Genomic DNA, 25,692 nt, shown 5'->3' on the forward strand with positions numbered 1-25,692 from the left:
CCCGTCTCGCAGATCTCACGCTGGACATCAACGGTGTCGAGCGAGCAGGGCGATGACGAGGCGGCACCTCGGGCGCATCACCGACCCAACCAAGATCGGTGACGGATGGATGGTGCACCAGTGAGCCTGCTGGCGGTCGGCGTCAGCCACCAGACCGCGCCCGTCACGCTGCTGGAGCAGTTCGCGATGGGTGCCGACGACACCGTCAAGGCCCTGCACGAACTGGTCGGCAGCGACCACGTCAGCGAGGCCATCGTGCTGGCGACCTGCAACCGGGTCGAGGTCTTCGCCGAGGTGGACCGCTTCCACGGCGGCGTCACCGAGGTCAGCCGGGTGCTGGCCCGGCAGGCCGGGGCCACCGTGGAGGAGCTCTCCCCGTACGTCACCGTCCACTACGAGGACCAGGCGGTCACCCACCTGTTCACCGTCGCCGCCGGGCTGGACTCGATGGTCGTCGGCGAGACGCAGGTGCTCGGACAGCTGCGCACCGCCTACGCGCTGGCCCGCGAGCAGGGCACGGTCGGCCGGGCCCTGCACCCGGTCGCGCAGCGGGCGCTGCGGGTGGGCAAGCGGGTGCACTCCGAGACGGGCATCGACAAGGCCGGCGCCTCGCTGGTGTCGGTCTCCCTGGACCGGGCCGAGGAGCGGCTCGGCTGCCTCGCGGGCCGGCCGGCGCTGGTCGTCGGGGCGGGCTCGATGGGTGCCCTCGCGGCGACCACGCTGGCCCGCCGCGGTGCCGGGATCACCGTCTGCAGCCGCACGCCCGCGCACGCCGAGCGGCTGGCCGCCGCGGTGGAGGGCCGGGCCGCCGACCTGGCCCGCCTGCCCGAGGAGATCGCCGCCGCCGACGTGCTGGTCACCTGCACCGGCGCGCGCGGCACCGTCGTCGGCACCGAGGTGGTCGCCGGCGCGATGCGGTCCAGGGGCGGGGCCGGCCGGCCGGAGCGGCCGCTGGTGGTCGTCGACCTGGCGCTGCCGCGGGACGTCGACCCCCGGGTCGCCGCCCTGCCGGGGGTGCACGTCGTGGACCTGGCGCTGCTGCAGGGCGCGCGGACGGCGGCCGGCGAGCACCCGGCCAGCGGTGGGGTGGCCGCCGACGACGTGGCCGCGGCGCACGCCCTCATCGAGGCCGAGACCGCGCTGGTGCGCGCCGAGCGGCAGGCCGCCGCGGTGGCGCCCACGGTGTCCGCGCTGCGCAGCCAGGCCGCGGAGGTGGTGGACGCCGAGCTGCTGCGGCTGTCCGCCCGCCTCCCCGACCTGGACGCCCGGGCCCGGGCCGAGGTCGCCCGCACGGTCCGCCGGGTCGTCGACAAGCTGCTGCACGAGCCGACGGTGCGGGTCAAGGAACTGGCCAGCGCCCCCGGCGGCGTGGACTACGCCGACGCGCTGCGCGCCCTGTTCGGGCTGGGCATCGACGCCGAGGTGGCCCCGGAGTGCACCACCCTGGCCGAGGCGGTCGCCGTCGACCCCGACGACCTGCGCCCGGGGGGTGGCGCGTGACCGAGCTCGCGAGGTCGCCCCGGGACCGGGCCGCCGCCACCGACACCCTGCGGCTGGGCACCCGGGCCAGCCAGCTGGCCACCACCCAGTCGCGGACGGTCGCCGACGCGATCACCGCGGCCAGCGGCGTCCCCGTCGAGCTGGTGCACATCAGCACCGAGGGGGACCGCTCGTCGGCGGCGATCGCCCAGCTCGGCGGCACCGGCGTCTTCGTCACGACCATCCGCCGGGCGCTGGCCGACGGCACCGTCGACGTCGCCGTCCACAGCTACAAGGACCTGCCCACGCTGCCCGAGCCGGGGCTGGCCATCGCCGCCGTCCCGCCCCGGGAGGACCCGCGCGACGCGCTGGTGGCCCGGGGCGGCCTCACCCTCGGCGAGCTGCCGGCGGGGGCGAGGGTGGGCACCGGCGCTCCCCGCCGGGTCGCCCAGCTGCGCGCCCTGGGCCTCGGCCTGGAGGTCGTGCCGATCCGCGGCAACGTGGACACCCGCATGGCGCGGGTCGTCGGGCGGGTGGGGCAGGACGCAGACCTGGACGCCGTCGTGCTGGCCCGCGCCGGGCTGGCCCGGCTGGGCCGGCTGGACGCCGTCACCGAGACCCTCGACCCGCTGCAGGTGCTGCCCGCGCCGGCGCAGGGTGCGCTGGCCGTGGAGTGCCGGGCCGACGACGTCCGCACGCGGCGGCTGCTCGGCGCGCTCGACGACCCGGCGACCCGGGCCTGCGTGCTGGCCGAGCGCACCACGCTGGCCGCGCTGGAGGCCGGCTGCATCGCGCCGGTCGCGGCGTACGCCGAGCTGGCCGAGGGCGAGGACGGCCCCGAGCTGTTCCTCCGGGCCTCGGTCACCGCGCTCGACGGCGGCGACGCCGTCCGCGGCTCGGCGACCGGTGCGCCGGCCGACGCCGAGCGGCTCGGCCGCGAGCTGGCCGCCGACCTGCTCGACCGCGGCGCCGCGGACCTCGTGTCGGCGTCCCGATGAGCCCCTCCTCCCGGGCCGGGCAGCAACCCCCGGCCTCCCACAACCCCGCACGCGCCCTCCGGGGCCAGAACCAGGAACACGTGATGACGCGCTTCCGCAAGCACAACGGCGGGACGGCCGGCACGGTCGTCTTCGTCGGCGCCGGCCCGGGCGACCCCGGGATGCTCACCGCCCGGGCGACCGCGGCGCTCACCGAGGCCGACACCGTCCTCGTCGACCCCGACGTCCCGTCGGCGCTCACCGACGCCGTCCGCGCGGACCGGCCCGAGCTGGAGCTGACCCCCGCCACCGGCGAGCCGGCCGAGATCGCCAAGGCCGCCGTCGCCGCCGCCAAGGGCGGCTGCACCGTCGTCCGGCTGGTCGCCGGCGACCCGTTCACCTCCGACGGCGTGGTCAAGGAGGTGCTGGCCGTCAGCCGCACCTCGGTGGGCTTCGACGTCGTCCCCGGCGTCGCCCCGGCCACCGCCGTCCCGGCCTTCGCCGGCGTCGCCCTCGGCGGCACCTCGCTGACCGCGGACCTGCGCGGCGGCGAGGCCGACCTGGCCGCGCTGGCCGCCGCGGCGACCGGCCTGGCCGCGCCGCTGGTGCTGCGCGGCGACGCCCAGGACCTCCCCGACGCCGCCGCGCGGCTGGTCGAGGGCGGGCTGCCCGGCAGCACCCCGGTCGTGGTCACCAGCGGCGGCTCGGGCACCGGGCAGCGGAGCGTGGTGGCCCAGCTCGCCGCCGTCGCGGAGAAGACCGCCGGGCTGGACGCCGTCTCCGGGCCGGTCGTGGCCACCGTCGGCTCGGCCGTCGACAAGCGCGGCAAGCTCTCCTGGTGGGAGAGCCGGCCGCTGTTCGGCTGGCGGGTGCTGGTGCCCCGCACCAAGGACCAGGCCGGGGAGATGAGCGACCGGCTGCGCGCCTACGGCGCCGTCCCGGTCGAGGTGCCGACCATCGCCGTCGAGCCGCCGCGCAGCCCCGCGCAGATGGACCGCGCGATCAAGGGCCTGGTCACCGGCCGCTACGGCTGGATCGTGTTCACCTCGGTCAACGCGGTGCGGGCCGTCCGCGAGAAGTTCGTCGAGCTCGGTCTGGACGCGCGCGCCTTCGCCGGCGTCAAGGTGGCCTGCGTCGGCGAGTCCACCGCCGAGGCGGTGCGCGCCTTCGGCATCGCGCCGGAGCTGGTGCCCACGGGTGCGCAGTCCAGCGAGGGTCTGCTGGCCGACTTCCCGGAGTACGACGACGTGCTCGACCCGATCGACCGGGTGCTGCTGCCCCGCGCCGACATCGCCACCGAGACCCTCGCCGCGGGGTTGAAGGAGCGCGGCTGGGAGATCGACGACGTCACCGCCTACCGGACCGTGCGGGCCGCTCCGCCGCCTGCCCCGGTGCGCGAGGCGATCAAGGGCGGCGGGTTCGACGCGGTGTGCTTCACCTCCTCGAGCACGGTGCGCAACCTGGTCGGCATCGCCGGCAAGCCGCACGCCAGGACCGTCGTCGCGGCGATCGGCCCGCAGACGGCGGCCACCGCCGGCGAGTTCGGCCTGCGGGTCGACGTCCAGCCGGAGACCTCCGCGGTGGCGCCGCTGGTGGACGCGCTCGCCGAGTTCGCCGCGGCCCGCCGCACCGAGCAGGAGGGGGACACCCGGTGACCCGCGGCTTCGCGAGGGGCCGGCGGCTGCGCTCGACGCCCGCGCTGCGGCGGCTGACCGCGCAGACCCGGCTGGCCCCGGCGGACCTCGTGCTGCCGGTCTTCGTCAAGGAGGGCATCGACGAGCCGGTGCCGATCGGCTCGATGCCCGGCGTCGTCCAGCACACCACGGACTCGCTGCGCAAGGCCGCGCACGAGGCGGCCGAGGCCGGCGTCGGCGGGCTGATCCTCTTCGGCATCCCGGGTGAGGGGAAGAAGGACGCATCGGGCTCCCAGGCCGACGCTGCCGACGGCGTCGTTAACGTCGCCCTGCAGCAGCTCTCCGCCGACCTCGACGACGAGCTGGTGCTCGTGGCCGACCTGTGCCTGTGCGAGTACACCGACCACGGGCACTGCGGGCTGGTGACCCCGGCCAGGGGTGGGGTCCGGGGGCAGGGCGGGGAACTCGTGGTCGACAACGACCCCACGCTGGACCGCTACGCGTCCGTGGCCGTCGCCCAGGCGCAGGCCGGGGCGCACGTCATCGCGCCCAGCGGGATGATGGACGGCCAGGTCGCGGCGATCCGCGCCGGGCTGGACGGCGCCGGGTACACCGAGACGCCGGTCCTGGCCTACGCGGCCAAGTACGCCTCCGGTTTCTACGGGCCGTTCCGGGAGGCCGCCGAGGGGGCACCGCGCTTCGGCGACCGCTCGACCTACCAGATGGACCCGCCCAACGCCGACGAGGCGCTGCGCGAGGTCGCCCAGGACCTCGCCGAGGGCGCCGACGCGGTCATGGTCAAGCCCGCGCTGCCCTACCTGGACGTCGTGGCCCGGGTGGCCGACGCGGTGCACGTTCCGGTGGCCGCCTACCAGGTCAGCGGCGAGTACGCGATGGTGGAGGCGGCCGCCGCCCGCGGCTGGGTGGACCGGCGGCGGGCGGTCCTGGAGACCCTCACCGCGATCCGCCGCGCTGGGGCCGGCACCGTGCTGACCTACTGGGCGGTGGAGGCCGCGCGCTGGCTGCGATGACGTACGTCGAGCCCGGCGGGTCGTGGCGGCCGTTCTGGCTGGCCGCCGCCGCCCTGGCCGTGCTCGTCGCCGCCGACGCCGTCCTGCCGGACCCGGACGTGCCGCCCCTGCTGTGGCTGGTCGGCGCGGTCTTCGTGCTCGGCACCTTCGCCGCCGGCGCCGTCACGGCCCGCCGCACGTGGACCGTCCGCGTCGACGCCGCCCCGGACCCGGCGCTGTCGGTCGGGCGGGAACGGGTGCCGCTCGCCGACGTCGACGCCCGTCACCTGCGCGCCGTCCGCGGCGGCCGGGCGGGCGGGGACGTCGGCGCCCCCGTCCTCGGCGGCGGCGGGTCGATCCCCCGCGGGCGGACCGGGCTGCCGCTCACGCTCACCGACGGGCGCACCGTGCTGGTGCCCACCCGGAACCCGGCGGCGCTGACCACGGCGCTGCTGGCCGCTCACCCGGACACCCGCGACGGGCACCCAGGGAAGCGAGGCACACTGGGCTCGTGACCTCGCCGGAGCGCCCCCCGTACGCCTACGAGGCCCCCACCTCGGCCGACCTGTTCGCCCGCGCGCAGCGGGTCACCCCGGGCGGCGTGAACAGCCCCGTGCGCGCCTTCCGCGCCGTCGGCGGCACCCCGCGGTTCATGGCGTCGGGGTCGGGCGCCCACCTCGTCGACGCCGACGGACGCCGCTACGTCGACCTGGTCGCCTCCTGGGGGCCGCTGATCCTCGGCCACGCCCACCCGGCCGTCGTCGAGGCGGTCACCGCCGCCGCCCGCCGCGGCCTGACCTTCGGCGCGCCCACCGAGGGCGAGGTGGAGCTGGCCTGCGAGATCGTCGCCCGCATGCCGCCGGTCCAGGAGGTCCGGCTGGTCAACTCCGGCACCGAGGCGGTGCTCTCGGCCGTCCGGCTGGCCCGCGGGGTCACCGGCCGCCCGCTGGTCGTCAAGTTCGCCGGGCACTACCACGGCCACGTCGACGCGCTGCTGGCCTCCGCCGGCTCCGGCGTCGCCACCCTCGGGCTGCCCGACACCCCGGGCGTCACCACCGGCGCGGCCGCCGACACCGTCGTCCTGCCCTACAACGACGTCGCCGCCGTGGAGGCCGTCTTCGCCGAGCGCGGCGGCGAGATCGCCTGCGTGATCAGCGAGGCGGCGGCCGGGAACATGGGCGTCGTCCCGCCGCTGGACGGGTTCAACGCCGAGCTGCGCCGGATCACCGCCGCGCACGGCGCGCTGCTGGTCCTCGACGAGGTCATGACCGGCTTCCGGGTGTCCCGCTCCGGCTGGTACGGCCTGGACCCGGTGGACGCCGACCTGTTCACCTTCGGCAAGGTCATGGGCGGCGGGCTGCCCGCGGCGGCCTTCGGCGGCCGCGCCGACCTCATGCAGCACCTGGCCCCGGCCGGGCCGGTCTACCAGGCGGGCACGCTGTCGGGGAACCCGGTGGCGGTCGCCGCGGGCCTGACCACGCTGCGGCACTGCACCGACGAGGTCTACGCCCGCTGCGACGAGGTGGCCGTGACCCTGCGCGGGGCGGCCAGTGCGGCGCTGTTCGCCGCCGGCGTCCCGCACCGGGTGCAGCAGGCCGGGTCGATGTTCTCCGTCTTCTTCGTCCCCGACGACCGGCAGGTGCGCGACTACGCCGACGCCCGCTCCCAGGACGCCGCCCGCTACACCGCCTTCTTCCACGCGATGCTCGCCCGGGGCGTGTACCTGCCGCCGTCGGCGTTCGAGGCGTGGTTCGTCAGCGCCGCCCTCGACGACGAGGCCGTGACCCGCGTGCTCGAGGCGCTGCCCGCGGCCGCCCGCGCTGCCGCGGCCGCCCAGCCCGCCACCGCCCCACCGGCCGAGGACCCGGCCGAGGTGAGCACCTGATGGCGGCCCACGACCGGACCACCGTCGTCCACCTGCTCCGCCACGGCGAGGTCGCCAACCCGGAGAAGGTCCTCTACGGGCGGCTGCCCGGCTACCGGCTGTCGGAGACCGGCCAGGCCATGGCGCTGGCCGCGGCCGAGTGGTTCGCGGACAAGGACGTGACCCACCTGGTGTCCAGCCCGCTGGAGCGCGCCCGGCAGACCACCGCGCCCATCGCCGAGCGGCTGTCGCTGCCGGTGGCCGTCGACGAGGGGCTGATCGAGGCCGGCAACGCCTTCGAGGGGCTGCGGGTCGGCGTCGGGGACGGCGTCCTGCGTGCGCCGCAGCACTGGTGGAAGCTGCGCAACCCGTTCCGGCCGTCGTGGGGCGAGCCCTACGTCGAGATCGCCGCCCGCATGCTCGCCGCCGTCGAGTCCGCCCGCGACGCCGCCCGCGGCGCCGCGGCGGTGTGCGTCAGCCACCAGCTGCCCATCTGGACGCTGCGGCTGCACCTGGAGGGACGCCGCTACGCGCACGACCCGCGCCGCCGCCAGTGCGGCCTGGCCAGCGTCACCTCGCTGACCTACGACGGCGACCGCCTGACCGGGATCTCCTACGCCGAGCCCGCCGGCGCCACCGACCCGGACGCGGTACCCGGCGCATGACGGTCACCTCCTCGACATGCCGAGCCCGCCGGCGCCACCGACCCGGACGCGGTACCCGGCGCATGAGGTGCTCCCCACGAAGCCACCCCATGACGTTGCTCCGCTCCGCTCCACAACGCCGCGGGGACCCCGGCGGACGCTCCGCTGGCGCTCCACGTCCCCGCGGGGGCTCCGGTGGAGAGCGGCTGCTCGGGGCCGCCGTGGGCGCGCTGCTCCTGGTGTGCACGGTGTTCCTCGCCGGCTGCTCCACCGGCGCGAACGCCGTCGACGTCAACAACGGCGGCGAGTTCCGCTTCGTGGCCGGCACCCCGGCCGGTGAGGTCATCCCGGCGTCCGAGCGGGCCGCCGCCCCCGAGTTCTCCGGCGAGCTGCTGGGCGGGGGCGGGTTCTCCTCGACCGAGCTCGCCGGCGACGTTGCCGTCCTCAACTTCTGGGGCTCCTGGTGCCCGCCCTGCCGGGTGGAGACGCCGCAGTTCCAGCAGGTGTACGCCGAGGTCCGCGACCGGGGGGTGCAGTTCCTGGGCCTGAACGTCAAGGAGACCAGCGAGCAGTTCGCGCAGGCCTTCGTCGACAGCGAGGGCATCACGTTCCCGTCGCTCTACGACCCGCGCGGCGAGGTGGCCCTGGCGTTCCGGGACTACCCGGCCAACGCGATCCCGTCCACCATCGTGCTGGACCGGCAGGGCCGGGTGGCCGCGGTCTACACCGGCGAGGTCGCCCAGGACGACCTGCGCGCGGTGCTCGACCGGCTGCTGGCGGAGGAGGGCTGATGGGGCAGACCCTCAGCGGCCTGGTCACCGACGGCCCGCTGCTCGTCGCCGCCGCCGTGGCCGCCCTCGTCGGGCTGGTCAGCTTCGCCTCGCCGTGCGTGCTGCCGCTGGTGCCCGGCTACCTCTCCTACGTCGCCGGCCTGGCTGGCACGGGCGAGCGTCCCCGGGCCGCGGTCCCGGCCGGAGGGGCGACGGCGACCGCGGTGCGCACGGACGTCGACCAGCGCTCGCCCCGCGGCCGGATGGTGCTCGGCGCGGCGCTGTTCGTGCTGGGCTTCACCGCCGTCTTCGTCGCCTTCGGTGCGGCCTTCGGCGGGCTGGGCCGGCTGCTGCTCGAGCACGCCGACGTCCTCACCCGCGTCCTCGGCGCGGTCACGGTCGTCATGGGCCTGGCCTTCCTCGGCTGGCTGCCGTTCCTGCAGCGCACCGCGCGGCTCTCGGCCCGCCCGGTCGCCGGCCTGGCCGGGGCACCGCTGCTGGGCGTCGTCTTCGGCCTGGGCTGGACGCCGTGCCTGGGGCCGACGCTGGCCGCGGTCAACTCGCTGGCCTACGTGGAGGCCACCGCCGGGCGGGGAGCCCTCCTGGGCGTCGCGTACTGCCTCGGCCTGGGCGTGCCGTTCGTGCTGGTCGCCCTGGGCGCGCGCTGGGCCCTCGGCGCCACGTCCCTCCTGCGCCGGCACGCCCGCACGGTCACCCGCGCCGGCGGGGCGCTGCTGGTCGTCGTCGGCGTCCTGCTGGTCACCGGGGCGTGGACGGAGTTGACGGGCTGGCTGCGCTCGTGGCTGGCCACCACCGGGTTCGGGGAGTCCGCGCTGTGACCACCACCGCTCCGCCGCGGGAGGCCGCGGCGCCACCGCCGGCGGCCCGACCGCCCCTGGGCCGGCGCGCCCTGGCCCTCTGGTTGCGCTGGTGGCGCCGGCTCACCGCCATGCGGACGGCGATCATCCTGCTGTTCCTGCTGGCCTTGGCGGCCATCCCCGGGTCGCTGCTGCCGCAGCGCTCGCTGAACCAGAACGCCGTCCGGCAGTACTTCACCGACCACCCGACGCTGGCGCCGGTGCTCGACCGGCTCTACGCCTTCGACGTGTTCGGCTCGCCCTGGTTCGCCGCGGTGTACCTGCTGCTGTTCGTCTCGCTGATCGGCTGCGTCGTCCCCCGGCTGGTCGAGCACGCCCGCGCGCTGCGGGCCGCCCCGCCGCCCGCGCCGCGCCGGCTGCTGCGGCTGCCCGACTCCGCCGAGCTGGCCACCCCGCTGCCCGGCCCGGCCGCCCTCGACGTGGTCGAGGAGGAGCTGCGGGTGGCGCGCTTCCGCGTCGTCCGCCGGGACTCGCCGGCCGGCCCGGAGCTGTCGGCCGAGAAGGGCTTCTGGAAGGAGACCGGCAACCTGCTGTTCCACCTGTCCCTGGTGGCACTGCTGCTCGGCCTGGCCGGCGGCAAGCTGTGGGGCTACGAGGGCAGCATCCTGGTCACCGAGGGGCAGGGGTTCTGCAACTCGTTCCAGCAGTACGACACCTACTCGGCCGGGCCGCTGGTCGAGGGCGGCGACCTCACCCCCCTGTGCATCGACCTGGAGGCCTTCCACGCCCGCTACGAGGAGGACCTGACCGCCGCTTCCTACACCGCCGACATCCGCTACGGCCCGCCCGGCGAGCCGGGCCGGGAGACGACGATCGGGGTCAACCACCCGCTGCGGGTGGACGGCGACCGGGTGTACGTGACCGGCCACGGCTACGCGCCCCGCTTCACCGTCACCCTGCCCGACGGCCGGCAGTTCACCGACGTCTCGGCGCCGTTCCTGCCCTCGGACCAGACCACGATGGCCAGCGAGGGCGCGCTCAAGCTGCCCGACCTGGGCGCCGGCGCCGACTCCCAGCTGGCCCTCGAGGGCTTCTTCGCACCGACCGGGCTGGTGCAGGGCGGGGTCCTCACCTCGATCGACCCCCGGCCGCTGGACCCGCAGGTGGCGGTCCTGGCCTACCAGGGCTACCTGGGCCTGGACTCCGGGCTGCCCCAGTCGGTCTACTCCCTCGACGCCAGCCAGATCGAGCGCGGCCGGCTCACCGAGGTGGGCCGGGCCAACCTCTCCGTCGGCGAGTCGATGACCCTGCCGGACGGGACGACGGTCACCTTCACCGGCACCTCGCAGTTCGCCGCGCTGCAGCTCTCGCACGACCCCGGGCAGGTGTGGGTGCTCGCCGCCGCGATCAGCCTGCTGACCGGCCTGCTCGCCCTGCTGCTGCTGCGCCGGGAGCGCTTCTTCGCCCGCGTCGCCCCGGCCCCCGACGGCGGCGGTACCGTGCTCTCGGTCGGCTCGCTGACCAGGGGCGGCGGGGAGAGCGCCACCCGCTTCGCCGCGCTCACCGGCCAGCTGCGGACGGCGCTCGACGAGCGCTCCCCGACCCCCTCCGCCCCGTCGTCCGGCGGGGCCGCACCGGAACCGGAGGCCTCCCGCCGTGACCGTTGACCAGTCGCTGGCCGACCTGTCGGACACCCTGTTCTCGATCGCCGTCGCGCTCTACTCGGTGGCCGTCGTCGCGTTCTGCGCGCAGCTGGCCTTCGGCCGCCGGCCGGCGCGGGAGCTGGTCGGCGCCGGGGCCGGGGTCGGGAGCGCCGCCGCCGCGCCCGCCGCACCGCCGCGCAGCTCCCGCTGGGGCTCGATCGGGCTCGCCGTCACCGTGCTCGGCGCGCTCGCGCACGCCGGCGTGCTGGTCACCCGCGGCCTGGCCGCCCACCGGCTGCCCTGGGGCAACGTGTACGAGTTCGCCACCGCCGTCGTCCTCGTCGGGGTGGCCGCCTTCGTCGTGCTGGCCGTGCGCGTGCCGGGGGTGCGCGACATGGGCGCCTTCGTGCTCGCCCCGGCGGTGCTCGCCCTCGTCGCGATCGGGCTGTTCCTCTACACCGAGACCGGACCGCTGGTCGCCGCGCTGCGCTCCAGCTGGCTGGCGGTGCACGTCACCAGCGCGATCCTCGGCTTCGGCGTCTTCTTCGTCAGCGGGATCGCCAGCGTCCTCTACCTGCTGCGCATCCGGCACGACACCCGTGACACCCCCCGCGGGGACGGCAGCAGCTCGGTGCTCTCCCGGCTGCCCAGCGCGGCGACGCTGGACCGGGTCGCCCACCGCACGGCCGTCTTCGGCTTCCCGATCTGGACCTTCGCGGTCATCGCCGGCGCGATCTGGGCGGAGAGCGCGTGGGGCCGGTTCTGGGGCTGGGACCCCAAGGAGACCTGGGCCTTCATCGCCTGGGTGGTCTACGCCGGCTACCTGCACGCGCGGACGACGGCCGGCTGGCGCGGGCGCCCCGCGGCGTGGGTGAACGTCGTCGGCCTGGTCGTGATGGTGTTCAACCTGCTCTACGTCAACATGGTCTCCACCGGGCTGCACAGCTACGCCGGGCTGAACTGAGAGGGTCCACCGTGGACGACGCGCAGGACGCCCCGGGCGCGCAGACCGTGCCCGGCCTGGGCTGGCCGGGGTCGGGGACGACGCACCCGGGCCTGGGCTGGCCCGGCGGCACGGCCTCCCCGCGGCCGACCTCCCCGCCGCCGGCTGCGCCCGGTCCCGACTGAGGCCCCCTGCCGGGCTCCCTGCAGGCTTCAGGCCGGGGAGCCGTCGTCGCGCCGGGTGCGGCGCTCGAGCTCGCGCAGGAAGTCGGGGTCGTCGTCGGGGGCGACCGGCCGCACGGGGCGCTGCGGCCGGGGCCGCGGACGCCGCGGGACGCGCGCCCCGCCGCCCCCGGACGCCCCCGCCGAGGCCGCGCGCATCACCAGCACGGCCACCGCGACCATCACCACCAGCACCACGACGACGCCCATGGCCTTCCCCTCGTCCGTCGAGCCCGCGTGCCTCCACAGTACGTGCACGGGCGACAGCTGCCCGCAAGCCCGACCCAGCTCGCCGCCGCCAAGGCCCATGCCAGCGGCCCGGTGGCCACCGCCGGGAGGGTTCACCTCCCGCTCAGCGCCTCCCTGACGGCACTCCTCCGGTCCCTGAGGACGGGCCACGAGGGTCACGCTCTCGGCCCACAGCAGCATCGGGCCCGGGCCTCACGGGCACGGTGATGCGGATGCCAGGACGACCGGGGTCACCGGCCCCCGGGTCGAGGTAGTCCTCGATGACGAGGGCGAGCGGTTGGGCACCGCGCCGCTCGATGGCGGTCAACGCGGCGTGGTAGGCCAGGGGAAGCTGGTCGGGGTCGCCGCGGTGGGTGACCTGGACGCCGCGACCTGGCGGCAGCGTGGCCGTCGACCGCGCCGGCCCGGTGAGCTGGGCGGTTCCGCCTGCGGTCCGGGCGAAGACGTGCCCGCTGATCGGCTCGCCCGGGTCGAGCGGAAGCAGCGCCCCCCAGCCGGTGGGCTCGACCCCGGCGCGGCGCAACCGCTGGCGCAGGACGGCCACGCCGCGGGTGATGGTGGCGGGCAGCTCGGCGACACCGCTGGTGAACGCCAGCGCCGGAACCGGGCCGGGCACGAGATCGACGACGCATGGCGGGTCGACACGACCGGCCAGCGGCGCGGCAAGTTCATCCAGCCGCGCCAGGGCGTGCCGGCGCTCGTCGATCTGGGCGGTGATCCGCCGTCGGTGCGCCTGCAGGGTCCTGGCGGCGCGATCGCTGCCGGCCAGGACGTCGGCGATGTCCTCGGGGGCCAGGCCGATCCCGCGCAGCCGGGCGATGGTGATCGCGGTGGCCAGCTGGCCGGCGGCGTAGCGCCGGTAGCCGGTGGCCGGGTCGACGCTGTCTGGGTGCAGCAGGCCGATGCGGTCGTAGTAGCGCAGCGTGGACACCGGCAGGCGGCAGCAGCGGGCGAACTCCGCGATCAGCAGCGACCGGGGGTGGGGGCTGCCGGTCACCGGGACAGCGGGCTCTGTTCCAGCAGGGACAGCTGTACCGACGGGCGCTGCGCGGCGATGCGGGCGACCGCGGCCGGTGCGATGCCCACGGCCAGCAGCACGGCCGTGCGGTCGAAGTACTCGCGGTAGGTGTGGCAGCGACCGGCTCGGGTCTCGAACACCTCGAGGAGCCGCCGCAGCCCGGCGTGACCGTCGAACCGGCCGTAGAACAGGTCGTGGTAGACCGCGTCCGGGGTGAACACCTTCAGCACTCGGTCGACGTCGCGGCTGTTGAAGGCCCGGGTGAACCGGTGGGCCACCGAGAGGGCGTCAGCGCTCATGCCGAGCACGGTCGACCCTCAACCCAGGTGAGAGTCAACCCCGGGCCGCGGACATCTGGACACGGCAGCAGCCCCTCGCCGGGAGACCACCCGGTGACGGTTACCGCGAGGGTGCCTGGACCGGAACACGCCTCGACCGCAGAGAACGCCCTTCATCTGCCGGTCGCCGGGGCTGGATGGCTGTCGACTGGAGAGTCGGCGGAAGGCGACTTCGACCGGTGGTCCGGTGGTCCTGCGTGAGGCGCGGCTCAGTCGCGGGACTTCTGCTGCACCGGCAGCCCACGGTCAGCTGGTGCGGTAGCGCGTCGCCAGCTTCGGGCTCTGCGCTCCGAAGGCGGCCAGATCGGCGGCGAAGACCGCATCCAGCAGCCTGGCGTCCTCGACGCCGGGGGCCACGACGACCTCGCCCAGCTCCAGGCCGCGCAGGCTTGCGGTCACGACCTCGTCCGCGCTCATCCGCGGTACCGCGCTGAGGTCCATCGCCTGGCGCTCGTGGAACTCGGTGGCCACCACGCCCGGGCACAGGACCTGGACGCGGACGCCGGTGCCCTCCAGCTCGGCGCTGAGGGTCTGCGACATGGCGAAGGCGAGGCGGCCGGCGTAGACGGCCCGACGTGGCATCACCGAGCTCGGCGCCGGACCGCTGAAGGCGCTCATGCCGGCGACGTTGACGATGGTGCCCTCCCCGCGGTCCTGTATGCCGCTGACGGCGGCGCGGGTGAGCATCGTCGGGGCGACGACCTCGACGTGGGCCAGCTCCCGGGCCTTGTCGGCCGGCAGCTCGGCGAGCGGCATGTAGTGCGCGACGCCGGCATTGTCGACCAACAGGGACAGCGGTTCGGTCGCGCACACCTGCGCGACCTCGTCGATGCCCTCGTCGGTGGACAGGTCCGCGGCGAGGGTCCGGACGGTCACCTCGGGGTGTGCGGCGGCGAACTCCTCCAAGCGGTCCTTGCGTCGTCCCACGAGGACCAGGTCGTGGCCCTGCGCAGCCAGGCGTTCAGCGAAGGCCTTGCCGATGCCGGAGGTGGCGCCGGTGACGAGTGCGAGCCTGCTCATGATGTGTTCCTCTCGTCGATCGGGTCTCCCGTGGCCAGGGCGACCGCGGGTCGGCTCCTGCGGAGCCGGGTGGTGGTCGCTGGTCACCGGTCGGCCGATGGCCGGTCGATGGGTGAGGTGTCCTGGTACAGCCACTCCAGGTCGGCGGTGAGCTGCACCCGCACTGCCTCGGGCCGGTCGTCCTCGAGCAGGTCGTCCGGAATCAGACATCCGGTGCGGCCCAGCTGCCAGGCCAGGCAGCGGTAGGACGGTCGCAGGCCGGGAAGGCGTCCGGCGGGATGGCGAGGACGGTTCCCGGTACCGCCGCAGTCAGCGTGTCCCGCTCGTACAGGGAAGGACGGGCCGGCGGTGGCGGCGCTGGTCGCAGCACAGGCAGCCCGGCGCACCCCCAAGCCCGCACCACTCCCGTGCGGGGAGCCGAGAGGACCCTCGGCAGGTAGGTGGCCGGCGTCGCCAGTCAGCACCCATCACCGGGCATCCCCGCGGGCGGGATGTGCGGGACACCCTCTCCAGCACATCCCTCCTGGACTGGGCCGTTGCCCGGTGAGGGGTCGGCTTGCGGCATGACCTCCGCCATCGTGGTCTGCCATGAGCCCGCCGGTGTGATCGTCAGCCGCCTCGATCAGGCGGTACGGCCGATCGTCGCGCCTGAGGATCGTTCGCAGGAGCGCGGACGGCGGTGGGCTCAGCCGCTGTCGACGCCCGGGCATGTCGAAGGATCTCGGTGATGACCTCGGTCTTGGCCTGCGCGTAGTGGTTCATGCTCGGCCAGTCCATCGCGGCGAGGCGCCGCTTGGTCTGCTCGTACAGCTCGCGGTCGGCGGGGTTGCGGCGTAGGTGGTCGCGTAGGGCCAGGTGGTCGGTGAGGTGGGGGCTGTCGGCGTCGAGGACGTGGACGTGGACGTCGAGAGCCGGCGTGCGCAGCATCCGGTGGGCCGGCTCGTGCACCCGCAGCTGATAACCCGCGGCGAGCAGGGCCGCCACGTGGGCTCCGTCGTCGTCGACGTCGGCGACGCCGACGGCGATGTCGATGATCGACTTGGCCGCCAGCCCGGGGACCGAGGTCGACCCGATGTGCTCGATGCTGAGCGCAGCCGGCCCGAGCGCATCCCTGATCTTGATCCGTTCGGCTTCGTAGCGGACCGGCCAGGCGGGGTCGTAGTCGGTGACGATGACGGCCCGGTGCTCGATTCCGCCGACGAGGTGAGCCTCCTGCGGGGACTGCCCGCCGGTCATCGGGGAAGGCCGTGCGAGGCGCGGCCGAGGACGAGGTCGAAGGTGTAGCGCTTGGTGATCTCGCCGCCGAAGCGGTGATCGATCAGGTCGGCCAGGCAGCCCAGCAGGGCAGCCCGTCGTCCGGCCGGCAGCCGGATCGTCGTGGAGTAGGTGCGCAGCAGGTCCAGGTACTCCTCGCCGGTGTAGGTCAGGTCGACGCAGAAGCGGTGCGACGCGACATCGGTGACCAGGGATGACTGCACGAGTTCGTCGGTGGGAGTGGGCACTCGGTCCTCGGGCAGTGGCCCGTCCTCGTAGGTCTCCGGGTCCAAGCGGCGGTAGCAGTCCTGCGCGGCGGTGAAGAAGGCCTGGCTGCCGCCGGCGACGTGGTGGGTCCAGACGATGGCCACCGTGCCGCGCGGGCGCAGCACTCGGGTGGCTGTGCGCAGGCGGGTGGCGGGGTCGAGCCAGTGCCAGGCGGTCGCGCAGACGACAGCGTCGAAGGGCTCCGGAGGCGGGGACCACTCCTCGAAGGCGCCGACGACCAGCTCGACGGCGGGGAAGTCCGCCAGCTGGCGGCGGGCGACGGCGGCGAGGTCGGCGCCCAGCTCCACGCCGGTGACCGCCCAGCCGCGCTCGGCCATGGACGCGGTGGCCTGGCCGGTGCCGGGGCCGATCTCCACGACTCGGGCGCCGTCGTCGAGGTCGCCGTAGGCGGCGAGGCGGTCGAAGAGGGCAGCTGGGTAGGTCGGACGGCGAGCGGCGTAGCGCTCGGCGTCGGTGTCGAAGGTCTGCCGCTGCGCCAGCCGCGCCGACTCGCTCACTGACCGCACCCGCCCGACGCTAGCCGCCAGGCGCGACACCGACCGTGAGATGGCACCCTCACCTCCGGCGTCGGTTTGCGCGGCATGTCTTCGGACGACGCGCTTGTTGGCGCAACGCCAACCGGCGCGCTCATTGGCGCAACGCCGACCCCGCGCCGACCTACGCCGAGCTCGTTGAGGACGGTCTACACAGCCCGAGCAGCTCCGGCCGATGACACCCACACCTCCGCCCGCAGGGCGCCCACGCGCCCACGATAGGTGCGGCCGCGGGGCGCAGGGGGTCACGCTGTGACCCGTCACGACCGGACGTGTTCCACCCGCGCGCACGCGGGTTCTCCCGATGGCGACGTCCCGCAGGGAATCCCGAGCCGCGCGGCCGTGACAGCGCCGAATCCGGGGCCGCGGTCGCGGCACTTCCGTTCAGGATCTGCTCGTACAGCCAGCCCGTACGGCGGCAGGCTCGTACAGCGGCAAGCACCCGAAGGGACAGACAGCATGCACACACGAGTTCTCGGCAGCAGCGACTTCGAGGTCTCTGCCATCGGCTTCGGCTGCATGGGCTTCAGCCACGGGTACGGCCCCGGGCCCGGCGCCGACGAGGCGATCGACCTGATGCGCAAGGCCTTCGACCTGGGATGCACCTTCTTCGACACCGCCGAGGGCTACGGCGCCGGGGCCAACGAGGAGCTCGTGGGCCGGGCCCTGGCACCCATCCGGGACCAGGTGGTGATCGCCACCAAGCTGCACATCACCGGCGGCGATGGCATGACCCGCGGGGACCTCTCTCGGCAGCTTCGGCAGCGGCTGGACGCGTCCCTGGCCAGGCTCGGCACCGACCACGTGGAGCTGTACTACCAGCACCGGGTGAACAAGGACATCCCCGTGGAGGATGTGGCGGCCTGCATGGGAGAACTGATCGACGAGGGCAAGATCCTCGGCTGGGGGCAGTCGCAGGCCACCGAACAGGAACTGCGCCGCGCGCACGCCGTCACGCCGCTGACGGCGATCCAGAGCGAGTACTCGATCATGGAGCGGATGTTCGAGCGGGACGTGATCCCCGCCTGCGCGCAGCTCGGCATCGGCTTCGTGGCGTTCAGCCCGCTGGCCAGCGGTTTCCTGTCCGGGAAGGTCACCGCCGAGGACACCTACACCGGCGACGACGTCCGGCGGGCCATCACCCGCTTCGACAGGGACAACATCCGCGCCAACCAGCCGCTGCTGGACCTGCTCACCGCCTTCGCGCAGGAGAAGGGGGCCACCCCGGCGCAGATCTCCCTGGCCTGGATGCTGCACAAGGGCGACTTCATCGTGCCCATCCCCGGATCGCGCCGGCTGCAACGGATCGAGGAGAACCTCCGCGCCGCCGACGTCGAGCTGACCGACGAGGAGTTCACCCGGATCGAAGCCGAGCTGGCCGAGATCGAGATCCACGGGAACCGCACCGACGAGGACATCGCCAAGCTCCGTCAGGTCGACTGAACACCTCCTTGCGCCGGGCCCTCTCGCGCGGGTTCGTCTGGCGAGCCCGGGAGGCGGCTACAGGCTGCTCGTCGCCCTGCGCCCGGCAACTGCCGCCTGTCCGCGGCGGAGCCGGGTGGGGGAAGGGTGAGCCGCAGGCCATCAGGATGGCGGCCTGCACCTCGAGCCGGCCGTGGCCGGGCAGGTCGACCAGGGAGGCCTCCAGGTTCCCGGTGATCGCCCGTCCGCGGTCGAGGCCGCCGCGGTCGATGGCGACGTCGCGGACGGCCTGCGGGGGCCTCGCGGATGACGCACGGCAGGTCGGGCAGGATCGGCGCGCCGGGATGCCGTCGTCCAGGACGCGGATGTCCGGTCGACGAGGGACTCCTCCCGGTCGCCGGGGAGCGATGGCGCTGCACGGTCGGCGACACTGCACCCGGACGAGGAAGGGAGAGCGCCATCGATGCCGTCGACCGGCAGCTGATCGGCCTGCTGCGCGCCAACGGGCGGGCCAGCTACGCCGAACTGGCCCGGCAGGTGGGCCTGTCCGCCCCCGCGGTGCACGAGCGGGTCGGCAAGCTCGAGGCGGCCGGGGTCGTCCTCGGGTACCAGGCGATCGTCGACCCGGCGTCCGTGGGGCTGGGCGTCACCGCCCTCGTGGGCGTCATCGAGAGCGACTCGGTCGACGACACCGGCATCGAGGAGGCGCTGCGCACCATGGCCGAGGTCGAGGACTGCTGGCGGGTCGCCGGCAGCGAGGGCTACGTGCTCAAGGTGCGCGTGACCGACATCCCGGCACTGGAGGCCACCATCAGCGCGTTGAACCGGATCAGAGGCGTCGCCCGCACCCGGACGACGGTCGTCTTGTCCACCAAGTGGGAGGGTCGCCATGGGTGACGACATCTCGTCCCGTGGTTGGTCACCTCCCCCGCCACTCAAGTGGGAGGGCTGCCATGGCCGAGAGGGTTGAGCCGACGGGGTCGGGGGCGTCGAGTGCAGGCCCCGCTGCCCCGACGAGGATCGCGCCCTGGCTGGCGATCTACACCGTGGGCCGGTTCGCCATCGCCGTCGCGCTGGTACTGCTGCTGTGGTGGCTCGGCCTGGCCGGCTTCCTCGGCCTGCTGCTCGGGGTGCTGCTGTCGATGCCGGTCTCCTACCTGCTGCTGCGCCCCTCCCGCGACCGGCTCACCGCGGCGCTGGCCGCCCGCAGCACGGCGCGCAAGCAGGCGAAGGCGGCTCGGGAGGCCCGCCTGGCCGGCGACGACTGAAGGACCCCGCTGCCCCCCATCACTCGCAGGCTCGCGATGGGACCCTGCAGCGGGGCCTCAGCCGCTGAGCGCGAGCCCGGCGCCGAGCAGCACGCCGGTGACGAGGGTGAGCTGCCCGGTGGCCTGCAGCGCGCCGATCAGCGCCGGGCCACGGCCACCGGAGAGCACGGTGCGCACCGGCGGCACCGCCAGCGGGACGGCGAGCAGCGCCAGCAGCGCCCACGGCCGCACCACCCCGATGGCGACGACGACCGCGAACGCGACCACCGGCAGCGCGGCGAACGCGACCCGGGTGCTCCGGTCACCGAGCAGCACCGCCATCGTGCGCTTGCCGACCGCGGCATCGCCTGCGATGTCGCGCAGGTTGTTGACCACCAGCAGCGCGACGATCAGCAGCCCGATCGGCACCGACGCGGCAACGGCGAGCCCCTCCACCGTGCGGGTCTGCGCGAACGTCGTCCCCACGACGGCGACCAGGCCGAAGAAGACGAAGACGAAGACCTCGCCGAGCGCCCGGTAGCCGTAGGGGAGCGGGCCCCCGGTGTAGGTCCAGGCCGCGACGATGCAGACCGCGCCGACGGCGACCAGCCACCAGCTCGACAGCGCTGCCAGCGCCAGCCCGGCGACCCCGGCGACGGCGAAGGAGGCCACCGCCGCGACGAGCACCTGCCGCGGGGTCGCCGCACCGGACCCGACCAGCCGCATCGGGCCCACCCGGGCGGCGTCGGTGCCGCGCCGGCCGTCGGAGAAGTCGTTGGCGTAGTTGACCGCCACCTGCAGGGCGAGGGCCACGACCAGGGCCAGCAGCGCCGGCACCGGCCGGAAGCCGCCCGCGGCCGCGGCGGCGCCGGTGCCCACGAGCACGGGCGCGAGCGCGGCCGGCAGCGTGCGGGGGCGGGCACCGGCCAGCCACTGCGCGGGGGTGGCCATGGTCATACGTCCAGGACCGCGGCCACGAGGTCGGCAGCAAGGCCCCGGCGGTCGGGCTTGCCGGTGTGCAGGGTCGGGACGGCGGGGATGCGGTGCAGCTCGCGCGGGGCGGCGGGCGCGCCGAGGCGCTCGGCCACCCACGGGCGCAGCGCGGCCAGGTCGGGCTCGGCCCCGGGCGCCGGGACGACGGCGGCGACCACCCGCTGCCCCCACTCGTCGTCCGGGCGGCCGAAGACGACCGCGTCGGCGACGTCCGGGTGCTCGCGCAGGGCGCCCTCCACCGCCTGCGGAGCGACGTTCACCCCGCCGGTGACGACGACGTCGTCCAGCCGGCCGGACACGGTGAGCCGGTCCTCGTCGTCGAGCGCCCCGGCGTCGCGGGTGCGGAACCAGGCCGTGCCGTCGTCGTCGCAGGCGAAACCCGCCGCGGTGCCCGACGGGTCCAGCCGGTAGCCCAGGGCCAGCGTCGGCCCGGCGAGCTCGACCCCGCCGTCGGTCACCCGCACGTCGACGCCGTCCAGCGGGACGCCGTCGTACACGCAGCCGCCCGCGGTCTCGGTCGTGCCGTAGGTGGTCACCACCGCGACCCCCTCCTCCCGGGCGCGGGCCAGCAGCCCGGGGTCGGGAGCCGCGCCGCCCACCAGCACCGCGGCGAAGGCCCGCAGCGCGGTCGGCTCCGCGTCCAGGTAACGGCGCAGCTGGGTCGGGACGAGCGCGGTGTACCGCCGGCCGGCCGGCATGCGGGCGACCGCGGCGGCCAGCGGCTCGCCGCGGCCCAGCACGGTCGGCTCGGTGCCGACCAGCAGCGAGCGGCCGAGCACCTGCAGCCCGGCGATCGCCGACACCGGAAGGGCCAGCAGCCAGTGCCCAGGGCCGCCGAGGCGGGCCAGGGTGGCCTCCCCGGAGGCGCGCACCGCCGCGGCGGGCAGCAGCACGCCGCGGCCGCCGCCGGTCGAGCCGGAGGTGACCACGACCAGGTCGGCGCCGGGCTCCAGCGGCTGCTCAGGCCGCAGCACCGCGCGGGCCGCCGCCACCGCGGCGGGCGGCCCGGCGGGCAGCACGGCCAGCGGGGCGGCGCCGTCGAGAGCGGCGCGCAGGTGGGGCAGGAGCGCGCGGGGGTCGGCCGGCGCGGGGACGAGGGTCAGCTGCCGGGCCACGGGCTCCGAGGCTACTTCGCGTGTCGATCTAGGCTGGGCAGGTGTTGGACGCACCCCTGCCGCAGCTCGGCGAGGTGCGGACCTGGTCGGTGCCGATGCGCACCCGCTTCCGCGGACTCGACGTCCGCGACGGCGTGCTCGTCCGCGGCCCGGCCGGCTGGGGCGAGTTCTCCCCGTTCTGGGACTACGACGTCGCGGAGAGCCGCCGCTGGTGGGCCGCCGCGGTCGAGGCGGCGTGCGCGGGCTGGCCGGCGCCGGTCCGCGACGCGGTGCCGGTGAACGTGACCGTGCCCGCCGTCGACCCCGACCGGGCGCACGCGCTCGTGGCGGCGTCCGGCTGCCGCACCGCGAAGGTGAAGGTCGCCGAGCCGGGGCAGACGCCGGGCGACGACCTGGCCCGCGTCGAGGCGGTCCGCGACGCGCTCGGCCCCGTCGGCGCGATCCGGGTCGACGCCAACGCCGCGTGGGACGTCGCCACCGCGGTCACCCGCATCCGCCAGCTGGACCGGGTCGGCCTGGAGTACGTCGAGCAGCCCTGCGCCACGCTGCCCGAGCTGGCCGCGCTGCGCCGCCGCGTCGACGTGCGGGTCGCGGTGGACGAGGGCGTGCGCCGCTCGGCCGACCCGCTGCGGGTCGACCTGGGGGAGGCCGGCGACGTCGTCGTCCTCAAGGTGCAGCCGCTCGGCGGGGTGCGGGCCGCGCTGCGCGTCGCCGAGGCGCACGGCCTGCCGTGCGTGGTCTCCTCGGCGCTGGAGTCCTCGGTCGGCATCGCCGCCGGGGTCGCGCTCGCCGCCGCCCTGCCGGAGCTGCCGTTCGCCTGCGGGCTGGGCACCGTCGCGCTGCTCGCCGGCGACGTCACGAGCACCCCGCTGCTGCCGGTGGACGGCGCGCTGCCGGTCACCCGGGTCGCGCCGGACCGGTTGGACGCGGTCGCCGCCGATCCGGTGACCGAGGCGCGCTGGAGCGCTCGGCTGTCCGCGGTGTCCGAGTGAACCCCTCCACCGCTCTGGCTCGGGTGCTGGTCGACGAGCTGGTCCGCGGCGGCGTCATCGACGTGGTGGTGGCGCCCGGGTCCCGGTCGGCGCCGGTGGCGCTGGCCCTGCTCGAGGCCGAGCGGGCCGCCCGGCTCACCCTGCACGTGCGCATCGACGAGCGCACGGCGGCCTTCCTCGCCCTCGGCCTGGCCAGGGCGTCCGGCCGGCCGGTGCCGGTGCTCACCACCTCCGGGACGGCGACGGCGCACCTGCACGCTGCGGTCCTCGAGGCCGACGCCGCCGGGGTGCCGCTGCTCGCGCTGACCGCCGACCGCCCGCCCGAGCTGCGCGACACCGGCGCCAACCAGACGATCACCCAGCCCGGGCTGTACGGCGGCGCGGTGCGGGCCGCGGTCGACGTCGGGGTGCCCGAGGCCGGGCGGGAGGCGGCGCAGAACCGGTACTGGCGGTCCCTGGTGGCCAAGGCGCTCCTCGTGGCCCGCGGCGCGCTGTCCGGCGACCCCGGCCCGGTGCACCTGAACCTGCCGTTGCGCGAGCCGCTCCTGCCGGACGACGACGCCGGCGAGCTGGACGGACCCTGGGCCGGTCGCCCCGGCGGCGCCCCGTGGACCGACGGCGCCGCCTCCGCCGCGCCCCCACCGCTCGACCTCGGCCCGGCGCGGACCCTCGTGGTCGTCGGGGACGCGCCTGCTGGGCTCGGCCGAGCCGCGGCCGAGCTCGCGCGGGCCCAGCGCTGGCCGGTGGTCGCCGAGCCGTCGAGCGGGGCGTGGGCGGCGTCCGTGCGCGGCGGCGCGCTGCTGCTCGGCGTCCCCGGGTGGCTGGCCGCGCACCGACCGGACCGGGTGCTGGTGGTCGGGCGGCCGACGCTGGCCCGGCCGGTGGCGGCGCTGCTGGCCGACCCCGGGGTGCGGGTGGAGACGGTCGCGGCCGCGCCCCGCTGGGCCGACGCGGGCCGCTCGACGGCGTGGGTCGGCGCCCTGCCGGCGCCCGGCCCCCCGGCCGACCCGGCGTGGCGGGCGGTCTGGTGCGGTGCCGCGGCCCGGGTGGGGACGGCGGTCGACGGCGTGCTCGACGCGGCGGAGGCGCTGACCGCCGCCCGGCTGGCCCGCGACCTGGTGGCCGGTCTCCCGGACGGCGCGCTGCTGGTGCTGGGCTCGTCGACCCCGGTGCGTGACGTCGACCGGCTGGCCGTGCCGCGGGGCGGGGTGACCGTGCTGGCCAACCGCGGCGTGGCCGGGATCGACGGCACGGTCTCCACCGCGGTCGGCGCGGCCCTGGCGCACGGCGGGCCGGCCGTCGCGCTGCTGGGCGACCTGACGTTCCTGCACGACCTGCAGGGCCTGCTCGTCGGCGAGGGCGAGCCGCGGCCGGACCTCACCCTCGTCGTCCCGGACAACGGCGGCGGCGGCATCTTCGCCCAGCTCGAGCCGGGGCAGCCGCGGTACGAGGCCGACTACCGGCGGGTGTTCGGCACCCCGCACGGCCGGGACCTGGTCGCCGTCGCCGAGTCGCTGGGCTGGCCGGCCGTCCGGGTGGCGGACCCGGCCGGGCTCGCCGGGGAGGTCGGGCGCGGCGGGCCGCGGGTGCTCGTCGTCCGCACCGACCAGCGCGCCGAGGCCGAGCTGGCGGTCGCGCTGCGGACGGCCGCGGCCGAGGCCCTCGGAGCCAGCTGATGGCGGCCGACCGCCGCCGTGCCGGGGGGACCACCACCGGTGACCGGTCGACGGCGTCCACGGGACGCGACCTGCTGTGCCTGCCGGCCCGCTCTCTCGTCCCCGATCACCGTGTTCCTCCCGCGTCGGTCGTGCTCTGCCCAGCCTGCTGGGCAGAGCACGACCGACGCGGGAGGAGGTCCAGGGCCCAGCTGGTGGCTCCCGTACGAGTGACCGGGAGGCGGTGGCACGCCGGCACGGCGCCGGTCAGCTCTCCAGGGCGGCCTGGACGGCGGCGAACTTGGCCTGCGTCTCGGCCAGCTCGGCGGCCGGGTCGGAGCCGGCGACGATGCCGCAGCCGGCGAACAGCCGGGCGGTGGCCGGGTCGTCGTCGCAGAGCTGGGCGCAGCGCAGGGCCAGGCCGAACTCGCCGTCCCCGCGGGCGTCGAGCCAGCCGACCGGCCCGGCGTAGCGGCCGCGGTCCATGCCCTCCAGCTCGCCGATCAGCGCGGCCGCGGCATCGGTGGGCGTGCCGCAGACCGCGGCGGTCGGGTGCACCGCGCCCACCAGCTCGAGCAGCCCGGCCTCGCCGGGAGCCCCGGTGCGCCGCTGGACGCCGGTGACGTCGCTGGCCAGGTGCCGCACGTTGGCCAGTGTCAGCAGCCGCGGCTCCTCCGGCGCGTTCAGCGTCGTGCAGTAGGGGGCCAGCGCGCCGACCAGGGAGTCGACCGCGAGGGCGTGCTCGGCGCGGTCCTTGGCCGAACCGAGCAGGCCGGCGGCCAGCCGCTCGTCGTCGGCTCCGGCGCCGCGGGGCGCCGTCCCGGCCAGCACCCGGGAGGACAGCTGCCGGCCGGTGCGGCGCAGCAGCAGCTCCGGCGTGGCCCCCAGGAGACCGTCGACGGCGAAGGTCCAGCAGTCGGGGAAACGGGCGGCCAGCCGGGTCAGCAGGGTGCGCGGGTCGAGGGGCGCGTCGGCGGTGACCAGCAGGTCCCGCGCCAGCACCACCTTGTCCAGGTCGCCGTCGCCGATCCGCGCCACGGCCGCGGCCACGGTGGCGCACCACGAGGCCGGGTCCAGCGCGCCGTCGGCGTAGCGCAGCCGACCCAGCGACGCAGGGACGGCCGCGAGGGTCGAGGTCAGCGCGTCGAGGGGGTCGGCGTCGCCGATCGCGGTCACCCAGGCGACGCCGTCCCGCCGTCCGACCACGACCTCGGGGACGACGAACACGCTCGTCCCGGCGGCCGGGTCGAAGGCGATGCTGGCGAAGACGACCGGCCCCGAGCCGGGCACCCCGGCCCGGTCGTCGACCTCGAGTCCGGCGCTGTACTCCTCCCACCAGGTGGCGGCCTCGGCGAGCGCGTCGGGGCCGCGGACCTCCAGCCGGGCCGCCTCGCCCCAGCCGACCAGGCCCTCGCCGCGGCGTACCCAGGAGAAGGCGTCGGCCGACGGCAGCAGGTCCAGCAGGACCGGGTCGTCGGCGAGCGGGGTGGTGGTGACGGCGGCGTCCGGCGAGGTCACGGCAGCCGCGGTCACAGGGCCAGAGTAGGCGCACCCGGTAGCGTCGC

At 76.0% G+C, this 25,692-nt stretch carries 26 protein-coding genes; 17 read left to right on the plus strand and 9 right to left on the minus strand.

Features of this window, described 5'->3' with window-relative positions; translation table 11 throughout:
* Positions 1-120: 120 nt before the first annotated feature.
* The 12 genes from DQ238_RS20545 (at position 121) to DQ238_RS22940 (ending at position 11,967) form a co-directional block, all read left to right on the plus strand.
* The gene (locus DQ238_RS20545; RefSeq protein WP_113783113.1) at positions 121-1,500 is read left to right on the plus strand and encodes a glutamyl-tRNA reductase; all 1,380 of its coding nucleotides are present in this window, start codon (positions 121-123) and stop codon (positions 1,498-1,500) included.
* Complete coding sequence (hemC, locus tag DQ238_RS20550; protein WP_199506486.1) at positions 1,497-2,477, plus strand: hydroxymethylbilane synthase; 981 nt, start codon at positions 1,497-1,499, stop codon at positions 2,475-2,477. Before DQ238_RS20545 ends, hemC begins: the two co-directional genes overlap by 4 nt.
* An 83-nt stretch (positions 2,478-2,560) precedes the next feature.
* Positions 2,561-4,111, plus strand: coding sequence for a uroporphyrinogen-III synthase (locus DQ238_RS20555; RefSeq protein ID WP_113783114.1), 1,551 nt, complete (start codon positions 2,561-2,563; stop codon positions 4,109-4,111).
* Positions 4,108-5,121: a porphobilinogen synthase gene (gene hemB / locus DQ238_RS20560; protein WP_113783115.1), complete on the plus strand. Its 1,014-nt coding sequence runs from the start codon at positions 4,108-4,110 to the stop codon at positions 5,119-5,121. Before DQ238_RS20555 ends, hemB begins: the two co-directional genes overlap by 4 nt.
* Positions 5,118-5,615, plus strand: coding sequence for a hypothetical protein (locus DQ238_RS20565; protein ID WP_113783116.1), 498 nt, complete (start codon positions 5,118-5,120; stop codon positions 5,613-5,615). The genes hemB and DQ238_RS20565 overlap by 4 nt, the downstream gene beginning before the upstream one ends.
* A complete protein-coding gene (hemL, locus tag DQ238_RS20570) occupies positions 5,612-6,985 on the plus strand; it encodes a glutamate-1-semialdehyde 2,1-aminomutase (protein ID WP_113783117.1) in 1,374 nt (457 codons plus the stop codon). The genes DQ238_RS20565 and hemL overlap by 4 nt, the downstream gene beginning before the upstream one ends.
* Positions 6,985-7,629, plus strand: coding sequence for a histidine phosphatase family protein (locus DQ238_RS20575; protein ID WP_113783118.1), 645 nt, complete (start codon positions 6,985-6,987; stop codon positions 7,627-7,629). Before hemL ends, DQ238_RS20575 begins: the two co-directional genes overlap by 1 nt.
* A gap of 200 nt (positions 7,630-7,829) precedes the next feature.
* Entirely contained in the window at positions 7,830-8,399 is a 570-nt protein-coding gene (locus tag DQ238_RS20580; protein ID WP_233496144.1) for a TlpA disulfide reductase family protein, read from the plus strand.
* On the plus strand, positions 8,399-9,217 hold the full coding sequence (locus tag DQ238_RS20585; RefSeq protein ID WP_113783120.1) for a cytochrome c biogenesis CcdA family protein: 819 nt from the start codon (positions 8,399-8,401) through the stop codon (positions 9,215-9,217). Before DQ238_RS20580 ends, DQ238_RS20585 begins: the two co-directional genes overlap by 1 nt.
* Positions 9,214-10,863, plus strand: coding sequence for a cytochrome c biogenesis protein ResB (locus DQ238_RS20590; RefSeq protein WP_113783121.1), 1,650 nt, complete (start codon positions 9,214-9,216; stop codon positions 10,861-10,863). Before DQ238_RS20585 ends, DQ238_RS20590 begins: the two co-directional genes overlap by 4 nt.
* Entirely contained in the window at positions 10,853-11,803 is a 951-nt protein-coding gene (gene ccsB / locus DQ238_RS20595; RefSeq protein WP_113783122.1) for a c-type cytochrome biogenesis protein CcsB, read from the plus strand. The genes DQ238_RS20590 and ccsB overlap by 11 nt, the downstream gene beginning before the upstream one ends.
* A gap of 11 nt (positions 11,804-11,814) precedes the next feature.
* A complete protein-coding gene (locus DQ238_RS22940; protein ID WP_158550878.1) occupies positions 11,815-11,967 on the plus strand; it encodes a hypothetical protein in 153 nt (50 codons plus the stop codon).
* Positions 11,968-11,994: 27 nt separating this feature from the next.
* On the opposite strand, the gene DQ238_RS20600 is transcribed toward DQ238_RS22940, so the two are convergent.
* The 6 genes from DQ238_RS20600 to DQ238_RS20625 all read right to left on the minus strand — a co-directional run bounded on the left by DQ238_RS20600 (position 11,995) and on the right by DQ238_RS20625 (position 16,676).
* A complete protein-coding gene (locus DQ238_RS20600) occupies positions 11,995-12,213 on the minus strand; it encodes a hypothetical protein (protein ID WP_113783123.1) in 219 nt (72 codons plus the stop codon).
* A 142-nt stretch (positions 12,214-12,355) separates the two neighbouring features.
* Positions 12,356-13,249: a MerR family transcriptional regulator gene (locus tag DQ238_RS20605; RefSeq protein ID WP_158550880.1), complete on the minus strand. Its 894-nt coding sequence runs from the start codon at positions 13,247-13,249 to the stop codon at positions 12,356-12,358.
* Positions 13,246-13,569, minus strand: a complete 324-nt coding sequence (locus DQ238_RS20610; RefSeq protein ID WP_147263169.1) for a nuclear transport factor 2 family protein — start codon at positions 13,567-13,569, stop codon at positions 13,246-13,248. Before DQ238_RS20610 ends, DQ238_RS20605 begins: the two co-directional genes overlap by 4 nt.
* A 285-nt stretch (positions 13,570-13,854) precedes the next feature.
* On the minus strand, positions 13,855-14,628 hold the full coding sequence (locus DQ238_RS20615) for an SDR family oxidoreductase (protein WP_113783126.1): 774 nt from the start codon (positions 14,626-14,628) through the stop codon (positions 13,855-13,857).
* Between the two features lie 609 nt (positions 14,629-15,237).
* A complete protein-coding gene (locus DQ238_RS20620; protein WP_113783127.1) occupies positions 15,238-15,864 on the minus strand; it encodes a GrpB family protein in 627 nt (208 codons plus the stop codon).
* On the minus strand, positions 15,861-16,676 hold the full coding sequence (locus tag DQ238_RS20625; protein WP_199506487.1) for a class I SAM-dependent methyltransferase: 816 nt from the start codon (positions 16,674-16,676) through the stop codon (positions 15,861-15,863). Before DQ238_RS20625 ends, DQ238_RS20620 begins: the two co-directional genes overlap by 4 nt.
* A gap of 486 nt (positions 16,677-17,162) precedes the next feature.
* Here DQ238_RS20625 and DQ238_RS20630 point away from each other — a divergent pair, with 486 nt between their 5' ends.
* The 3 genes from DQ238_RS20630 to DQ238_RS20640 all read left to right on the plus strand — a co-directional run bounded on the left by DQ238_RS20630 (position 17,163) and on the right by DQ238_RS20640 (position 19,393).
* Positions 17,163-18,146, plus strand: coding sequence for an aldo/keto reductase (locus DQ238_RS20630; RefSeq protein WP_113783128.1), 984 nt, complete (start codon positions 17,163-17,165; stop codon positions 18,144-18,146).
* A 285-nt stretch (positions 18,147-18,431) separates the two neighbouring features.
* Positions 18,432-19,022: an Lrp/AsnC family transcriptional regulator gene (locus DQ238_RS20635; protein WP_233496145.1), complete on the plus strand. Its 591-nt coding sequence runs from the start codon at positions 18,432-18,434 to the stop codon at positions 19,020-19,022.
* Between the two features lie 56 nt (positions 19,023-19,078).
* Complete coding sequence (locus DQ238_RS20640; protein WP_113783129.1) at positions 19,079-19,393, plus strand: DUF4229 domain-containing protein; 315 nt, start codon at positions 19,079-19,081, stop codon at positions 19,391-19,393.
* 57 nt (positions 19,394-19,450) lie between these two features.
* Here the strand turns inward: DQ238_RS20640 and DQ238_RS20645 are convergent, their stop codons facing one another.
* Positions 19,451-20,323, minus strand: coding sequence for a 1,4-dihydroxy-2-naphthoate polyprenyltransferase (locus DQ238_RS20645; RefSeq protein ID WP_113783130.1), 873 nt, complete (start codon positions 20,321-20,323; stop codon positions 19,451-19,453).
* 2 nt (positions 20,324-20,325) lie between these two features.
* Positions 20,326-21,480, minus strand: a complete 1,155-nt coding sequence (gene menE / locus DQ238_RS20650) for an o-succinylbenzoate--CoA ligase (protein ID WP_113783131.1) — start codon at positions 21,478-21,480, stop codon at positions 20,326-20,328.
* Positions 21,481-21,521: 41 nt separating this feature from the next.
* Between menE and DQ238_RS20655 the strand changes: the two genes are divergently transcribed.
* Together DQ238_RS20655 and menD are read left to right on the plus strand one after the other, a co-directional pair.
* Positions 21,522-22,472, plus strand: a complete 951-nt coding sequence (locus DQ238_RS20655; protein WP_233496146.1) for an o-succinylbenzoate synthase — start codon at positions 21,522-21,524, stop codon at positions 22,470-22,472.
* Complete coding sequence (gene menD / locus DQ238_RS20660) at positions 22,469-24,148, plus strand: 2-succinyl-5-enolpyruvyl-6-hydroxy-3-cyclohexene-1-carboxylic-acid synthase (RefSeq protein ID WP_113783132.1); 1,680 nt, start codon at positions 22,469-22,471, stop codon at positions 24,146-24,148. The genes DQ238_RS20655 and menD overlap by 4 nt, the downstream gene beginning before the upstream one ends.
* 246 nt (positions 24,149-24,394) lie before the next feature.
* Here the strand turns inward: menD and DQ238_RS20665 are convergent, their stop codons facing one another.
* Positions 24,395-25,660, minus strand: coding sequence for an isochorismate synthase MenF (locus tag DQ238_RS20665; protein ID WP_113783133.1), 1,266 nt, complete (start codon positions 25,658-25,660; stop codon positions 24,395-24,397).
* Positions 25,661-25,692: the final 32 nt, after the last annotated feature.

Source organism: Geodermatophilus sp. TF02-6 (assembly GCF_003319115.1).
Classification (GTDB): domain Bacteria; phylum Actinomycetota; class Actinomycetes; order Mycobacteriales; family Geodermatophilaceae; genus Geodermatophilus.

Bases quoted from the DNA above. Each gene is read 5' to 3' on its own strand.
- DQ238_RS20645 (WP_113783130.1), bottom strand. From the start codon at position 20,323: ATGGCCACCCCCGCGCAGTGGCTGGCCGGTGCCCGCCCCCGCACGCTG.
- DQ238_RS20640 (WP_113783129.1), top strand. From the start codon at position 19,079: ATGGCCGAGAGGGTTGAGCCGACGGGGTCGGGGGCGTCGAGTGCAGGC.
- DQ238_RS20600 (WP_113783123.1), bottom strand. From the start codon at position 12,213: ATGGGCGTCGTCGTGGTGCTGGTGGTGATGGTCGCGGTGGCCGTGCTG.
- DQ238_RS20635 (WP_233496145.1), top strand. From the start codon at position 18,432: ATGACGCACGGCAGGTCGGGCAGGATCGGCGCGCCGGGATGCCGTCGT.
- DQ238_RS20565 (WP_113783116.1), top strand. From the start codon at position 5,118: ATGACGTACGTCGAGCCCGGCGGGTCGTGGCGGCCGTTCTGGCTGGCC.
- DQ238_RS20620 (WP_113783127.1), bottom strand. From the start codon at position 15,864: ATGACCGGCGGGCAGTCCCCGCAGGAGGCTCACCTCGTCGGCGGAATC.
- DQ238_RS20585 (WP_113783120.1), top strand. From the start codon at position 8,399: ATGGGGCAGACCCTCAGCGGCCTGGTCACCGACGGCCCGCTGCTCGTC.
- DQ238_RS20610 (WP_147263169.1), bottom strand. From the start codon at position 13,569: ATGAGCGCTGACGCCCTCTCGGTGGCCCACCGGTTCACCCGGGCCTTC.
- DQ238_RS20575 (WP_113783118.1), top strand. From the start codon at position 6,985: ATGGCGGCCCACGACCGGACCACCGTCGTCCACCTGCTCCGCCACGGC.
- DQ238_RS20630 (WP_113783128.1), top strand. From the start codon at position 17,163: ATGCACACACGAGTTCTCGGCAGCAGCGACTTCGAGGTCTCTGCCATC.
- DQ238_RS20555 (WP_113783114.1), top strand. From the start codon at position 2,561: ATGACGCGCTTCCGCAAGCACAACGGCGGGACGGCCGGCACGGTCGTC.
- DQ238_RS20615 (WP_113783126.1), bottom strand. From the start codon at position 14,628: ATGAGCAGGCTCGCACTCGTCACCGGCGCCACCTCCGGCATCGGCAAG.